Below are 14,997 nucleotides of genomic sequence, written 5' to 3'. Positions count from 1 at the left end.
ACGGATGTGTGAACCCCTCCTTCTCGCGAATCCTGACACGAACACGCTTCGCCCCGTACGCTCTCGGGCAAGCACCAGTTGCCAAGGAGCCCGTACCGCCTCACACGTACTCGTAGACTCGCGCTTGCCAATGAACACGCCTCACCACCCGCGCTCTCGGGCAAGCACGAATTGACCAGGAACCAGCACGGCCTAACGCGTATTTGCTTCTACGGTTCTTCGTGGGTTAGCGGCTTGGTCAGTGCGGTTATTTTCGTAGGCTATGGCCTTACGTATCTTCGCGGCCCCATTTCTTGGCGGGTTGGCGGCGCGTGGTCCGTCATGCATACAAATTGGTGGTTGGTCGTTCGCGGATAGCGCGGGGTGCCCCTTGGGCAGGTTCAATCACTGGTGGCGAAGCGTGTGGGTATCGGTGTTCGGAGAAGGAGGGGTTCACACATCCGTGGCTCTGGCGAGCACCGTGCTTTTGGGGCACCTATGAATCAAAACTGCACGCTGTGGACACTTAGGGTAGAGCGGTTAAAGCGTTTTCTTTGCTTCGTTTCTTTGTCGCTAAGGACCAAGAAATGACGTGCCGCCACGCACAGTGGCTAATAGTGATAAAGAGAAAATCCGACTCTCGCAGACCACCACGGCCGAAAGCACCAACCCAGCACCAACCCAGTACTAACCCCGACCAACAATTCGCCGCGCAGGCTCGTCGCAACTGCCCCTGGCGAAGTTCGATCGATTGATCCCGGTGATCTTGATGCAATTTTTAGTGACCGGTCAATATAATAAAAACCGCCGCCACGGCGAACCAATAAAAGCCCACGACCTAAGCACGTCAAACGCTAGCCCGGTTCAAGCAGATACGATTCGCCCGCAGCGAGGATATCCCGCTTAGAACGCCGGAATAATCGAACCCTTGAACTGGGTATTAATGAAATTCTTCACGTCCGGCGACTCATACGCGGCGACCAGTTTCTTGACCCAGGGAGCGTTGCGATCCCGAGTGCGAACGGCGATCAGATTGGCGTAAGGACCCTTCAGGTCTTCAATGGCAATAGCGTCTTTCGTAGGCGACAGGCCCGCTTTCACGGCATAGTCCGTATTGATCGATGCGGCGGCGAGGTCGTCAAGCGAACGCGGCAACTGCGCCGAGTCGAGCTCGATCAGCTTGATACCCTTCGGGTTCTCGATCACGTCGAGCGGCGTCGCGTTCACACCATCTTTACCCACACCGTCCTTCAACTTGATGATGCCGTTTTTCTGCAGCAGCAACAGCGCGCGATTGCCGTTCGACGGGTCATTCTGGATACCGACTTTCGCCCCTTGCGGCAGGTCTTTCAACGACTTGAACTTCTTCGAGTAGAAGCCCATTGGCGCAACATAGGTCAGGCCCACGTTGACGATCTTGTAGCCGCGCTGCTTGATCTGGCTGTCGAGGAACGGCTGGTGCTGAAAGCCGTTTGCATCGAGGTCGCCGGCGTCAAGGGCGGCATTGGGCTGGATGTAATCGTTGAATTCGATCACCTTGATCTTGAGGCCTTCGCGCGCCGCAACCTTGGATACTTCGGTCCAGATCTGCGCGTCGGGGCCGCTCATGGTGCCGATTCTAAGCGGGGCGTCTTCCGCATGGGCGACGCCAAAGACAGCGCCGAGTGCGACGAAGGCAATACTTGCAAGAACAGTTCTACGATGCATGTTGAAACTCTTTCTGGTTGGCAGGCGCGAATCCTCTCATGACTTGCGCACTAGCCTAACCATTCTGTTTTCATGTGTTTATGCAAATTTGAAAGCTTAGCTAAGATCCGGTGCATGCGAGAAACCAGGTTGGCATGCACCGGTTGCGGGTTGGTCGCCGCTTGTCATTCCTTCCAGAAAACGAGTGCTCGCAATTCGATGCTTCTGCGCGGCGAGGCGCCGTCCGGTGTGGTCGGATCTTCAAACGCCGTGTGTGCGGTTAGACGGGCCGTGCCGTCGTCGCGAGAGTCGTAGATCTTGAGCAGCAGCGCTTCGTCGGGCCGTAGTTTCGGGAAGTAATACCAGCGATGCGCCGGGTTATGCGTGAAGGAAAAGGTCTCACCGACCTTGTCCTTGTACACAAGATCGCTTGGCACCAGATCGCTTGCCGCGATCGAGCGCGCGTCGCAGAGGGCGAGGGGTAGCTGCTCGACTACGTCGAGCGGCCGCCACAGGTTGATGATCGCAAAGCGGTGCTTGAGGCGTTGAGCGGCTTCATCGGCGGTCAGATGGTCACGCACGCGACGCGGCCCGGAGACGAACGTCTGGTCGTTGTGTACGCGCCTCACGGGCTCGCGCAAGGACGAGGTGGCGCGCGAGCCGTTCAAGCTGTCGCGCAGGGTGTGATCGAATACCACAACCTTCTCGGCGCCCGTCGCTTTGAGCAGGACCTGTGCGGATTCGTTGTAGTAGATCGAGCGGATAGCGGCGTCGTCGCTGAAGTCGGTCAGCGCGCTCGCGTGCGCGATGCGTTCAAAGCCGCTTTTATCCAGCGATAGCTCTCCCGCCGCGGCGAGCGGACGAGCGTCGCGGATCGTCACGCGCCGGGGTTCGAGTGCGCCGGAAGTCCAGGGCACGCCGGGCGGCGGCTCGAACGTGTAGCTCACCGGCCGCCCTTCGCCAGCACGCAAATAATTGAGTTCAGCCTCTACCGCGTGCAGCGTTTCTGCGCGCGGACGTTCTTCGAATACGGTGCTCATGGTCGTTCCTCAGCCTGGAAGTCAGAACTTTCTAAGCTATACCCGCATGACTCGAAGCTGAACGAATAAAATTCCATAAGGTTATTCGGTCGGCATGGCGATAACCCTACTTGCTGGCGAAGTATTCGGGAAGACGAAAGCCGTCGTAGAAATGGTTGTTCAGGATGGCCTGCTGAAATGCGGGCGACTGATACGCATCGACAATGTCCCGCGTGCTGCGCGATGTCTTGTTCACAGCCCTCACCACGACCTGGTTGATGTACGGCGGCGTCATCTGCTCCAGGGCCAGCGCGTCGGTGAGTTTGTAACCGCTGAAGATTGCGAAATTGCCCTGGATGGCGGCGAAATCGACGTCATCGAGCGCACGCGGCGCCTGCGCATTTTCAAGCGGAACGATCTTGATGCCGGCCGGATTCGCGATCACGTCACGCTCGGTCACATCCACTGGATTGCTGTTCGGACGAAGCTTGATCCAGCCGATCCGCTGCAAGATCTTGAGCGCGCGCTCCAGGTTGACCGGATCGTTGGGCACGGCCACTGTCGCGCCGGCCCGGACGTCCGTCAACGCATGGTGCTTCTTCGAATAAAGGCCCATTGGCGGCGTGGGTACTTGCACGACGGCAACCAGATCGGTTCCGTTGCGGTCGTTGTATGACTTCAGATAAACCTCGTGCTGCATGACATCGGCTGTGATCTCCCCACGATACACCGCCTGGTTAGCCTCCAGCCCCGTGCTGAATTCCACGTACTTGATCGTGTAACCCTTCTGGCGCAATTGCGGTTCGACACCGGCCTTGAATTCATCGGCGTAAGGCCCCGGCACGAAGCCGATGCGCAGTTCGTTTGCACCAGCGGCGCGGGCACTGAATGGAGCGAGCGCAGCGCACAGCGCCAACGCAAGGAGGAAGGGGCGTTTAGACATGAGGGGATAAATAGAGGAAGTAAATGACCGCATGCGCGCCCACAAGCAACGCATGACAGCGAAATCAAAGCGAACGGCGCGCAACGTTTCAACGCGCGGCTCGTTGTTCAGAACGTTTCCTTGAACGGACGCAGATCAAGTTCCTGCGTCCATGCGCTTCTATGCTGGTGGTGCAACTGCCAATAGCTCTCTGCTATGGCGCTTGCATGTAGCAAGCCATCGTCACCGGCCTGCTGCACGCGCTGCGGCGCGGATTGCCGCAGACGCTCGCCGTCAATACCCCCATCAATCACGATATGCGCGACATGCACGTCCTGGGCGCCGAACTCGCGCGCGAGGGTCTGGCTGAGAGAGCGCAACGCCGCCTTCGAAGCAGCAAACGCCGCGAAGGGTGGTTTGCCGCGCAACGCGGCCGTAGCGCCCGTGAACAGCAGCGTGCCGCGCCCCGTTGAACTGCCGCCATTCAGTCCATTGTTCAAGATCCGGCGCAGTGCTGCCTGCGCAAACAGGAAACCGCCGAGCACGCCGGTACGCCACGCTTGCTCGAAGTCCGCTGCGCTCAGTTCAAGCGTGGGCGCACGGCTTGCACCGCCTGCGTTGAATACGGCCGCCGTTAGCGGACCAAGTTCACGCACGCGCTCGGCAAGCTCGGCAACGGTTGCTTCATCCGAAATATCGCCGGGCAATGCGTGGGCCACGCCGCCTGAGGCGCGAATCTCTGCGGCGATGCTCTCCACACGTTCGGCCGTGCGTCCCGTGAGGGCGACCGTGAAGCCGCCCTCCGAGAAGCGCCGGGCGACTGCTGCGCCCAGTCCCGCACTGGCGCCGACCCCGGCGATCCACGCGACCGGCGGTTGTTCATGCGGAAGACTGGAAGGTGACTGGATGGTTGAGTTCATGGCGGTGAAGTTAGACCGGCTCGTGGCGATTGGAAAGGAAGAAAACACGATAACGTTATTCGACATGGCGAGATTGATTCTAGTCTTCGGCCATCTTTTGCGTTCGGCGTGGTTTGTATATGCGGATCGATTGGTTGAGGCCGCTGCGAGGCGGTCGTAAGGTGCATATCGAAACGTCGGGGTCCTTTGTCATGCCGCCGCGCATGCCTGAGCTTCAATCGTAAGACCCGAATATCCCCACCCTCAAGCTGGCGATCCCCTTTCAGGAGACACATAATGAACGCAGCCGTCGCAAGTACTACGGAGTCGGTCCAGGTCACGCCGCTGTCGGCATTCATAGGGGCGCAAATCAGCGGCGTCGATCTATCGCAGCCACTCGACACCCATCAGGTTGCGCAGATTCGCGCGGCGTTGTTGAAGTGGCGCGTGATCTTCTTTCGCGAGCAGTTCCTCACGCACGCGCAGCACGTGGCGTTCTCCGCGCAGTTCGGCGAGCTTACGCTGGGGCATCCCGTGTTTGGGCACGTTGACGGGCACCCCGAGATCTATTCCATTTCCAAGTATCGCAAGGCAACGCGTTTCGAAGGACAGGCGTTGTTGCGTCCGTGGACCGGCTGGCATACCGACGTAACGGCTGCCGTCAATCCGCCGTTCGCATCGATCCTGCGGGGCGTCACCATTCCGCCCTATGGCGGCGACACGCAATGGACAAGCCTTGTTGCCGCGTACGAAAAACTCTCGGCGCCGCTGCGTGATTTTGTCGATGGCTTGCGCGGCGTGCATAAATTTACGGCGCCCGCCGGGGCCAGCGCCACCAGCGCATTTGAGCAAGCCGTGCAGCAACGCGCACTGGTCACTGAACATCCGTTGGTGCGCGTGCATCCTGAAACCGGCGAGCGGGCGCTGTATGTCAGCCCAAGTTTCCTGAAGCACATTGTTGGTGTGACGCCGCGTGAGAGTCAGGCGATTCTCGAACTGCTGTGGGAGCACGTGACGCGTCCGGAGTTCACGGTACGGTTCAAATGGGAACCCGGCAGCATAGCGTTCTGGGACAACCGGTCGACGGCGCACCTCGCGCCATCGGATATCTTCGACCTGGAGTTCGACCGGCAACTGTATCGGACAACGCTGGTGGGCGACGTGCCGGTGGGACCGGACGGTCGTGCTTCGGTCGCCCTGGAAGGGTCGCCGGTCAATGCGGCAGCAGCCGTGGCATTGAACTGAAATCGGTTACGGAACTCCCCCCTCCGTGAATTCGGGGGGATGGATGGAAACCAACGTCAGGCGCGCGGCAGCCGCCGGTTGTCGATCCACATGCGAGCCCAGCGCGCAGCGTAAGCAATGGCGAGATCGGATTCGAAGAAGTAGTCGAGCGCGTCGAATACATAAGCGCGCTTTTGCAGCGACGCTTCGTCCTGAATCACGAGATTGGCGGCGAACAATCCGCTGGGCAGCGCTTGTGCCGCGGGAGCGACTTCATAACCCTTGTAATGCATGCTTGTTTTTCCTCCGGTACACAATGCAGTGGAATGCATGTGCCCCACATTAACGAGCCTCGCAAGACAATGGAAACAAGCATTTGGCAAAAGCAAACCCGTTGCCGCCAGGGATTGGAAAGAAGAAAAAGTTGCGAAGCATGTGCATGAGAGAACGCGCCTGATCAGGCGGCCACGTCCTGCGGCACGCTGAAGTCCGCCAGTATTTCATCGCGCAAGCGCACGAACGCGGCATCGCTGCGATTGCGCGGCCGTTCCAGATCGACCTTCACGATCTTGCCAATACGCCCCGGCCGCGCCTGCATGACGACCACGCGGTCGGCAAGGAACACGGCTTCGTCAACGTCGTGGGTGACCAGGATCATGGTGATCCGCTCGTGTTCCCAGATGCGTCGCAACTCGTTCTGCAGGCGGCTGCGCGTGAGCGCATCGAGCGCGCCGAACGGCTCGTCGAGCAGCAGGAGCTTCGGCCGGTTGACGAGCCCCCGGGCGATTGCCACGCGCTGAGCCATGCCGCCCGAAAGCTGATGCGGGTGATGCCCTTCATTACCCTTCAGGCCGACCAGCGCGATATGCTCGGCGACCGCACGGCGCTTCTCTTCCTTGCTACGCCCTGAATTCTTCAGCGCAACCGCAACGTTCTGCTCGACGTTGAGCCACGGAAACAGCCTGTGATCCTGGAACACGATACCGCGCGCAAGATCGGTGGTGCGAACGCGCTCGCCGCTGAATTCGATGTCGCCATCGAACTGGTCGTCGAGCCCTGCAATCAGGCGCAGCAGGGTGGATTTGCCGCAACCGCTGGCCCCCACGATAGCCACGAACTCGCCGCTCTTCACCGACAGGTCGATGCGATCGAGCACAGGCACGGCGTGGTCGTCGCCGGCAAAACGCTTGGAGACGTGATGCAGGTTGAGATCGCTTGTTCGGGTGCTGGGGACAGTCGCCATGATGATATGGACTCTTTATGAAATATGAAAAATGCGCAATCACATGGCCGGATCGCAGAACCAGCGTTGCTGGATGGCACGGGCTAACGCATTCAACGCCCACCCGGTGATGCCGATCACGATCACGCCGAATACCACGAGATCCATGCGGAACTGCTCGCTGCCGTCGACCAGCGTGTTGCCGATGCCGCTGCCAGCGACCAGCAGATACTCCGCACCGAGCGTTGCAAGCCACGAATAGATGAGCGCGAGATAGATGCCGGTGAAGATGGACGGCAACGCAGCGGGAAGCACGACGTGTCTGACGGTCTGCAACTTGCTGTAGCGGAACACGCGGGCGACATCGAGCAGCGCAGGGGAGACGGCGCGGATGCCGTCGCTCGTATGCGCGACCACGGGCACCAGCGCGGCGAGCGAAAGGAACACGACTTTCGCGACATCGCCGAGACCGAACCATACGGAAATCAGCGGTATCCAGGCAAACAAGGAGACCTGCTTGAACGCATTGAAGCTGGGTCCGATCAGCCGGTTCGCGAAGGGCGAGACGCCGAGCAACGCACCCAGCACGAGCCCAAGGCTGGCGCCGAGCGTGAAGCCGGTGAGTTCGCGTGCAAGCGATGCCGAGAGCGCCCGCCACAGCGCACCGCTTCGCGCCTGATCGATAGCGGTATGCAACACCTGCGCAGGCGAAGTCATCATGCCGTGCCCGGCGACCACATGACGCGAGACAAACCACCAGGAGAACAGGGCGACAGCCGGAATGACCCAGCCGCGCCAGCGTCCCGTTTTGCCCGGTTCGCCCGACGCTGCGATAGCCGCGGAGCCGGTTTCAAGTTCAAGAGACGACGCGGCCATTTCGATACTCCTTCAGGCCGGCCGCGCGGGCGACAGCTTGTGTTCCAGAACCGTAAGCAGGCGATCCGCCGCATACCCGATCGCACCCACGATGAGCACCGATGCAAGCACCAGATCGAGCTGGAACAACTGCCGTCCATACACGATCAGATAACCCAGCCCTTCCGACGATGCCACCAGTTCGACCACGACCAGCGTGAGCCATGCCTTGGTGAACGCGAGGCGAATACCGGTGCCGATGACCGGCACGGCCGAAGGCAGGATCACGCTGAATATCGTCTGGCGGCGTGAATAGCGAAAGACGCGCGCAACATCGAGATACGCGGGGGGTGTCCGGCGGAATCCCTGCAGCGTGCTCAAGGTGACCGGCACGAGCGCGGCATGCCCGATCAGCAAGTACTTCAATGGCTCGCCGATACCCACCACGATCATGAGAAACGGCAGCCATCCCAGTACCGGCACCTGCACGACGGCATTGAAGCTGGGCAGGATGTAAGCCTCGGCTGTGCGCGACAGTCCCAGCCATGCGCCAAGCAGCAAGCCGAGCACGACGCCGCCGGTGAATCCGACCGCGATCCGCGACAGACTCGCGCCGATATGCATCCACAGTTCGCCGGTGCTGGCGAGGCCGCCGAGGGTATCGAAGACGAGGGTGGGCGACGGCAGGATTTGCGGCGAGATCCAGCCGTAGTGGGACCCGAGCACCCACAACACGGCGCAAGCCACGGGCACGAGCCAGGGCAACGCGATCCAGCCCAGCGAGCGCGCCACGCTCGCCGCGTGACCGTGCGCGTTGTCGAGCGAAGCCTGGCGGCGGTTGGGAGACACAGTGCGAGCAATGCTGTTCGCCATGACCGGCTTCTCCAGAAAAGTTCAGACGTTCACGATGCCAGCGGCTTGCCGGACGGATCGAAACGGGGCCAGTAGTTCTCGAGCTTTAGCGTTTTCAAGGCCTGATCGAGATACTTCGGTTCGAACCAGCCGTTCACGCTCACGGGCTGACGGATCAGGTTGAGACGCAGCGCGTCGTCGGCAACGGCCTGATAGCGCGCCACGATAAACGGATCGATCAACGGCGAGGTGCGCTCCTTGAGTGTCTGGTTCGCGTACTCCGATTGCCACGATTCCACTGGCACGCCGCTCTTCGCCCACAGCGTGAAAAGCGCGCTGCGATTGGCTTCGTCCGAGGACCACTGCGACGCTTGCACGACGGACGTCACTACCTTTTGCACGATGTCGGCGTGGTCATGGTCGAAGTCGTCGAGGACCAGCAGATGCGCTTGTCGCGTGTACTGCAAGCCACCGTCACGCGACGCGTAGATGATCTTCGCGAGACCCTGCCGCTGGAGCTTGAAGAGCTTGAAGTCGAGAAACACGGCGTCCACGCCCTTCGATGCAAGCGCGGCTTGCGACGCGGCGTCGTCGAGATTGATCACGCGCAGGTCGCGCTCGGAGAGACCGTTCGCCTTCAGGACGTTATCGACTACAAGTTGCAGGTTGGTTCCGCGAAAGATCGCGACTCGCTTGCCCTTCAGGTCCTTGACGCTTTTGATGTCGGAGTCGGGCGGCACGGCCAGGTAGACGCCCGTACGCACGCCGGATTCCAGCAGCAATTTTGTCTTGAGGCCATTCGCGCGGCCGAGCACGGCGGGCAGGTCGCCCTGGTAGGCGAAGTCGATCTGACGATTCGCCAACGCCTCGTTGACCGCGGGTCCGGCGCCTTTGAAGAACAGCCATTCCACCTTGACGCCGTCGGGTTTGAGCGCGTCTTCCACGCGGTGCTGCAACTGGGCGGTCGCGGCCGGCGAGCCGCCGAACACGGGCGGATCGCCATAACCTTGCGTCGCCACGCCGATCCGGACGACAGCCGGGGCGGCAGCGAGGACGCTCGTGGCGGCAACCATGCCCAGCGTGACAATGAGGGAATGCAGGAGGGATCGTGGGGTCATTGAATTCGTAAGGAAGACGCAATGAAGGGGAGGCGAAAGGCAGCGTGGCCTGCAACGCTGCCGGGGGCGGGATCAGTTTGGTGCAGGCGTACCGCGCAACGCGCGGCTGCGCCGGCCGTCGATACCCGCGGGCACATCACCATGCACCGTCGCGCGCCGGACCACGCGGCGTGCGCTCTCGTCGTAATCCGCTACCGCGTAGTGTTGCGTTGCCCGGTTGTCCCAGATCGCTACGTCGCCCTGGGTCCAGCGCCAGCGCACCGTGTTTTCGAGGCGCGTGACGTGATCATGAAAGAGCTCTTTCAGACGATCCGAATCGCGTTGCGACAAGCCGACGAAGCGCTGCACGAAATGACCCAGCACGAGGCTGCGTTCACCTGTTTCCGGATGCACGCGCACGACCGGATGTTCGGTTTCATAGACCGTCGAGGTGAACTGTTCGCGATACGCACGCTCGGCGTCGGTGGCGGGTGCGCTGCGGTTCGCCGCGTAGTCGTAGGTATTCGTATGAATGGCCCACAGAGAGTCCGCCAAGGCGCGCAGCGGGTCCGGCAGACGGGTGTAGGCCTCGGCAGTGTTGGCCCAGACCGTATCGCCGCCAGCGGGCGGGATTACCACGCCTCGCAGGATCGAGATCTTTGGATAGGCTTCCACGAAGGTCACGTCCGTATGCCAGGAATTGGCGCGCGTACCGTCCTTCGAGTCGAGTTCGAGCAGACGATTGCTGCCGGCAACCGATGGCACCGTCGGATGCGCGACGGTTTCGCCGAAGCGGCTGGCGAAGGCTTCCTGCGCGGCGTCGTCCAGATGGGACTGACCGCGAAAGAAGATCACCTTATGCCGCAGCAGCGTGGCGTTGATGGCCGCGATGGTCGAGTCGGCCAGATCCGGCCCGAGGCGTACGCCGCGGATTTCGGCGCCGATCCGGCCGCCTACTGCATGGACATCGAGGTCCAGCGCGGTCGAGGATTCGGCGGCAACGGCAGGCGTGGCGATGAGGGTCATCGGGTGCTCCTTGGGGAATCGTTGGATATTGTCGGGTGTCGTTGTCGATCGTTGTGTATCGGGATGCTTGCGCGCTGGGGCAGGCGGAAAAATGCAGCGGCAATAAATTGAAGCATCCGTGCGCGGGCGCGGCAACGAAGCGATTGGACTTTGCTTTACACACCGGACATGGGTCGTTTATGAGGGACCCTTAATGACACTCCGTGACGCTGGCTTAATAAGGATCGATTCGGGATCGATAGGTTTTCTATTCATCGTCAGATATCCAAATGAATAAAAGATGGTTCCTGTACGTTTAAGTTTGACCTACCTTGTACTTAGCGGTAGCCCGTACCGGAACGTGTTCAAGGAGAATTGCGATGTCTGAACCGAGAGCCATTTTTAGAAACTGGGGGAGTGAAGTGCTGCGGCACTGGCGCGAGCGGCGTACGGTGGCCGCTGATCAGTCGCGCGGGGCGGCACGCGAGCCGTACGATCTTGAACGCATCGCAACGTGTGCATGCAGTGGCTATTTCCACACGGGTTATGCGCTCGATCCGTTTGTTTTCACGCCGGAGTTACCGTTCAGGGATTAGCCAAGGGTTTTTCGCTCGCGCCGAGGTTTTTTCGCTCGCGCCGGTGGACGGGATTGGGGGCTGGTCGGGTGTAGCGGTCGGGGTCAATGCCGGGTTGCTGCTTTCGGCCTTAGTGGTCTGCGAGAGTCGGATATTCTCTTTATCACTATTAGCCACTGTGCGTGGCGGCACGTCATTTCTGATATGACTTTCCGTGTCAACAGGTGTTTTTAGCTGTGGTCATCTTTTCTCTTCCTACAATTTCCTGAGGGCGGCGTAGCAGTAACACTCGACGGTGAATCAATCTGATATTCGCGGGTTGGTTACCGCATTACAGTGATCCGTCTCGTGAGCCTGCCGCTAACTTTGTGCGCAAGTCGGCGTGAACCGTTGATAAGCCGTTGCAAAGAAATGCCGCGGGTAACTCTGATGCCGGGCTACGCCGCCTTCAGGAAACTGCCTTTTCGATGATTGCAAAACTGTTTTTTGCTGGTTTAGACAGCCGCTCTGGACTTGTTGATCGCCTGCTCCATGCCCAGACGGGCGATGTCCCAGATAAACCCGGCGAGTTCGCGAGCGATCGCGACGACCGCCACGTTTTTGAGTTTGCCCTTCGCCACCATTCTTCTAAAGCGCCCACACAGACGCAACTGCGCGTCCCAGGCGCGATCGATAATCACCTTGGGCACGCCCTCATGACGCTGCTGAATTTCGGGACTCACGCGGGCCGTATGCCGATAACTCCAGGCGGCCTCGATCAGCAACTTTCGCGCAAGCGAATTGCCCGTCTTGGTGATGCTGCCCTGGCGCCGGCTGCCCCCCGACGAGTATTCTGAAGGCGTTATGCCCAGCCACGCCATCAACTGCCGAGGATGGGCAAAGCGCGTCACATCGACGATCTCCGAGAGCAAGCCAACGGCGGTGGTGAACTTGATGCCGCGCATGGTTTGCAGGGCGAGCACGGCGGGATAAAAGCGCCACTGCGGCACCGCTTCGCGCAAGGCCGACTCAAGCCGCTCGCACTGCGTAAACCGGTCTTCGATCGCGCGGCGCAACTCGGTGAAGGCGAGGTCCTGCCATGCGTTGCCGAACGAGAACTTGCTGATCCAGCGTCGATGCGCCGGCCCCCAGTTCGCCGTGCCCGCGTATCGCACGGCGTGGGCGAGCAGGAACGATTTTAACGCTTGGCGGGCGCGTTTGAGGGCATCGCGCGTACTGGCCCAGACACGCGCAAGATCGCGAAACGCTTCGTCTTCGACGGTGGGCACATGCACTGCGCTGAGGTCGCCCGCGCGCAGTGAGCGCACGAGCTTGAGCGCGTCGCGGCGGTCGGTCTTCACGCGATCGCCGGCTTTGCGCGGGATCAGCGAGGGGGCGCACACCATGCACTCGAAGCCTTTGGCAGCGAGGCGGCGCTGCAGGTCATAGCCCAGAGGACCGGCTTCATAAACGATTTTTACGTGGCGAGCCTTGGATTGAAGCTTTTTGCATAACTGATCAATATCGCGAGAGCGCGTGCCGATCTTGCCGAGCACTTCGACTTCGCCGCTGCCCAGCGCGTAGGCAACTGTAATCGAGTCTTTGTGAACATCCAGTCCGACAAATAACGTGATATCGTTTTGCATGCTGGCCTCCGTGTTGGAAACAAAACCTATGAGTGACGGGTTCGCCCTCACTGTTACGGCTCTGGCGCTATGCTAACCCGCGTGTTTTAGCTCTGTCACGGGGGCCAGCCCTTACTGCTCACGGAAGTCATACTAACTTTGTCCAAAGCGACAAAGAAACGAAGCAAAGAAAACGCTTTCAAACACGCTACCCTAAGTGTCCACAGCGTGCAGTTTTGATTCATAGGTGCCCCAAAAGCACGGTGCTCGCCAGGGCGACGGATGTTTGAACCCCTCCTTCTCGCGAATCCTGACACGAACACGCTTCGCCCCGTACGCTCTCGGGCAAGCACGAATTGCCGAGGGACCCGCACGGCCTCACGCGTATTCGCTGCCGCGCTTCTTGGTGCGTTGGCCGAGCGTGCGCTATTTTTTTGGTGGGCTACACGGCCGAACGTATATTTACGGCTTCATGTTTGGTGGGTTGTTGCGCGGGCTGCGCGATTCTTTTCCCAGCTACGCTACGGCCTCATGCATCCGCGCGGCCCCGTTTCTTGGTGGGTTAGCGACATGGTTCGTTATGCGTACAAATTCGGTGGTCGGTTGTTCGCGGATAGCGCGGGGTGCTTCTTGGGCAGGTTCAATCACTGGTGGCGAAGCGTGTGGGTATCGGTGTTCGGAGAAGGAGGGGTTCACACATCCGGCGCTCTGGCGAGCACCGTGCTTTTGGGGCACCTATGAATAGAAACTGCACGCTGTGGACACTTAGGGTAGCGTGGTTGAAAGCGTTTTCTTTGCTTCGTTTCTTTGTCGCTTTGGACAAAGAAATGACGTGCCGCCACGCACAGTGGCTAATAGTGATAAAGAGAAAATCCGAGTCACGCAGACCACCACGGCCGAAAGCAGCAACCCGGCACTGACCCCGACCACTAGCCCCAGAACCGACCAACCCGGCATAGACCCTGACCACAAACCCAGGAACAACCACCCGGCATCAACCCCGACCACTAACCCCAGAACCTGGCAACCCCACGCCCAACCCCCACCCCCAAATCCCCCCAAAACCCGTCCACCGGCGCGAGCGAAACTTTCAATCGGATATGGTCAATGGCAGACCCAATTCACCCAGCGCATCGCGTGCATTGAACGCCAGCGCAAACTGAGCCGCCTGCCGCCCCACCGTCGCCAACTGCTCCGCCACCTTCGGGTCCGAACAGGAATCAATCGTCTCGAAGCGCGTTTCCAGCGAGTTGACCGCAGCACCGTACGGCGTCGGCCAGCCCCGCAACGCATGCACGATCGAGCGCAACGACGTGAGCACAGCGCCGGCGCCTTGCCAGCCATATGCCGTCACCACGCAGCCCACCGCACGGCCGTCGAGATAGGGACGCTTGTCGTCACTGAGTTCCTCCAGCGTGTCCAGCGCGTTCTTGACCAGCCCCGAGACGCCGCCGTGATAACCCGGCGTCGCGATGATGACCGCATCCGCTTCACGCACCGCCTCAATCAATTCGAGCTGTTCTGCCGAGCGTTCGCCATGTTCGGGCGCATAGTGCGGGAGCGAGTGCAGGAACGTGCCGCCGAACAGCCGCGTGCGTGCACCTTCGGCTTCGGCGCCGAGCAGGGCGAGACGAAGCGCGCGTTCAGTCGATGAAGCCGCGCGGGTCGTGCCGCCAATGCCAACCACAAGCGGCCGGCGAAATTCAAAGCTCTTCAACGAAATACTCCCAGGATTGCAGTGGAGCCACGTGCGCATTGTTCGTACGCAACGCACCGCAGCTTTATCGCGCGATGATCAAATCAGAATCAACCCGCCATCTCGGCGAGCCATTCTATCGAGCGATTTTGCGCGATGGAACCGAGCTTTGCTTGAATCGATATGAGCTTTGCGTATTTCAAGGACGATCAACGCCCCTGACGGCCCCGCCACGCAACGTACATACGGATAAGTAATTAGCCTTGCGCAATAGATTATTAAGCCGCGACGCGGGTTACGTTAAACTTTCGCCTCTCACGAACCAGGGATGAACGGCGGCCGGCTGCCCGAGCGAACTCGCT

Annotated in this window: 14 protein-coding genes; 2 read left to right on the top strand and 12 right to left on the bottom strand. The window is 60.3% G+C overall.

From position 1 onward, the window contains the following. Window positions 1-882: 882 nt before the first annotated feature. From ACSQ36_RS29420 to ACSQ36_RS29405, 4 genes are all read right to left on the bottom strand, one after another. Window positions 883-1,686, bottom strand: a complete 804-nt coding sequence (locus tag ACSQ36_RS29420) for a MetQ/NlpA family ABC transporter substrate-binding protein (RefSeq protein ID WP_436184685.1) — start codon at window positions 1,684-1,686, stop codon at window positions 883-885. A 164-nt stretch (window positions 1,687-1,850) separates the two neighbouring features. Beyond that, complete coding sequence (locus ACSQ36_RS29415; protein ID WP_436184684.1) at window positions 1,851-2,705, bottom strand: CmcJ/NvfI family oxidoreductase; 855 nt, start codon at window positions 2,703-2,705, stop codon at window positions 1,851-1,853. 106 nt (window positions 2,706-2,811) lie between these two features. Next, entirely contained in the window at window positions 2,812-3,627 is an 816-nt protein-coding gene (locus ACSQ36_RS29410) for a MetQ/NlpA family ABC transporter substrate-binding protein (protein WP_436184683.1), read from the bottom strand. Window positions 3,628-3,734: 107 nt separating this feature from the next. Further along, on the bottom strand, window positions 3,735-4,526 hold the full coding sequence (locus tag ACSQ36_RS29405; RefSeq protein ID WP_436184972.1) for an SDR family NAD(P)-dependent oxidoreductase: 792 nt from the start codon (window positions 4,524-4,526) through the stop codon (window positions 3,735-3,737). A 276-nt stretch (window positions 4,527-4,802) separates the two neighbouring features. Between ACSQ36_RS29405 and ACSQ36_RS29400 the strand changes: the two genes are divergently transcribed. After that, window positions 4,803-5,750: a TauD/TfdA dioxygenase family protein gene (locus tag ACSQ36_RS29400; protein ID WP_436184682.1), complete on the top strand. Its 948-nt coding sequence runs from the start codon at window positions 4,803-4,805 to the stop codon at window positions 5,748-5,750. Window positions 5,751-5,806: 56 nt separating this feature from the next. Here ACSQ36_RS29400 and ACSQ36_RS29395 read toward each other — a convergent pair whose 3' ends face one another. The 6 genes from ACSQ36_RS29395 to ACSQ36_RS29370 all read right to left on the bottom strand — a co-directional run bounded on the left by ACSQ36_RS29395 (window position 5,807) and on the right by ACSQ36_RS29370 (window position 10,781). Then, the gene (locus ACSQ36_RS29395) at window positions 5,807-6,022 is read right to left on the bottom strand and encodes a hypothetical protein (RefSeq protein WP_031357276.1); all 216 of its coding nucleotides are present in this window, start codon (window positions 6,020-6,022) and stop codon (window positions 5,807-5,809) included. A gap of 164 nt (window positions 6,023-6,186) precedes the next feature. Beyond that, on the bottom strand, window positions 6,187-6,972 hold the full coding sequence (locus ACSQ36_RS29390) for an ABC transporter ATP-binding protein (RefSeq protein ID WP_436184681.1): 786 nt from the start codon (window positions 6,970-6,972) through the stop codon (window positions 6,187-6,189). Window positions 6,973-7,011: 39 nt separating this feature from the next. Continuing rightward, window positions 7,012-7,827: an ABC transporter permease gene (locus ACSQ36_RS29385; protein WP_436184680.1), complete on the bottom strand. Its 816-nt coding sequence runs from the start codon at window positions 7,825-7,827 to the stop codon at window positions 7,012-7,014. Between the two features lie 12 nt (window positions 7,828-7,839). Continuing rightward, window positions 7,840-8,679: an ABC transporter permease gene (locus tag ACSQ36_RS29380; RefSeq protein ID WP_213764514.1), complete on the bottom strand. Its 840-nt coding sequence runs from the start codon at window positions 8,677-8,679 to the stop codon at window positions 7,840-7,842. A 29-nt stretch (window positions 8,680-8,708) separates the two neighbouring features. Further along, window positions 8,709-9,776: an ABC transporter substrate-binding protein gene (locus tag ACSQ36_RS29375; RefSeq protein WP_213764515.1), complete on the bottom strand. Its 1,068-nt coding sequence runs from the start codon at window positions 9,774-9,776 to the stop codon at window positions 8,709-8,711. A 72-nt stretch (window positions 9,777-9,848) separates the two neighbouring features. Then, entirely contained in the window at window positions 9,849-10,781 is a 933-nt protein-coding gene (locus ACSQ36_RS29370) for a TauD/TfdA dioxygenase family protein (RefSeq protein ID WP_436184679.1), read from the bottom strand. A gap of 359 nt (window positions 10,782-11,140) precedes the next feature. Here ACSQ36_RS29370 and ACSQ36_RS29365 point away from each other — a divergent pair, with 359 nt between their 5' ends. Further along, the gene (locus ACSQ36_RS29365) at window positions 11,141-11,356 is read left to right on the top strand and encodes a hypothetical protein (RefSeq protein ID WP_213764517.1); all 216 of its coding nucleotides are present in this window, start codon (window positions 11,141-11,143) and stop codon (window positions 11,354-11,356) included. Between the two features lie 473 nt (window positions 11,357-11,829). On the opposite strand, the gene ACSQ36_RS29360 is transcribed toward ACSQ36_RS29365, so the two are convergent. Both ACSQ36_RS29360 and ACSQ36_RS29355 read right to left on the bottom strand, forming a co-directional pair. Next, entirely contained in the window at window positions 11,830-12,960 is a 1,131-nt protein-coding gene (locus tag ACSQ36_RS29360; protein ID WP_436181324.1) for an IS110 family transposase, read from the bottom strand. A gap of 1,069 nt (window positions 12,961-14,029) precedes the next feature. Further along, complete coding sequence (locus ACSQ36_RS29355) at window positions 14,030-14,695, bottom strand: NAD(P)H-dependent oxidoreductase (protein ID WP_213764518.1); 666 nt, start codon at window positions 14,693-14,695, stop codon at window positions 14,030-14,032. Window positions 14,696-14,997: the final 302 nt, after the last annotated feature.

The organism is Caballeronia sp. LjRoot34, assembly GCF_964253815.1.
GTDB lineage: Bacteria > Pseudomonadota > Gammaproteobacteria > Burkholderiales > Burkholderiaceae > Caballeronia.
Note: the sequence above shows the minus strand (reverse complement) of the source record. Positions and strands in the feature narration are given on the sequence as shown.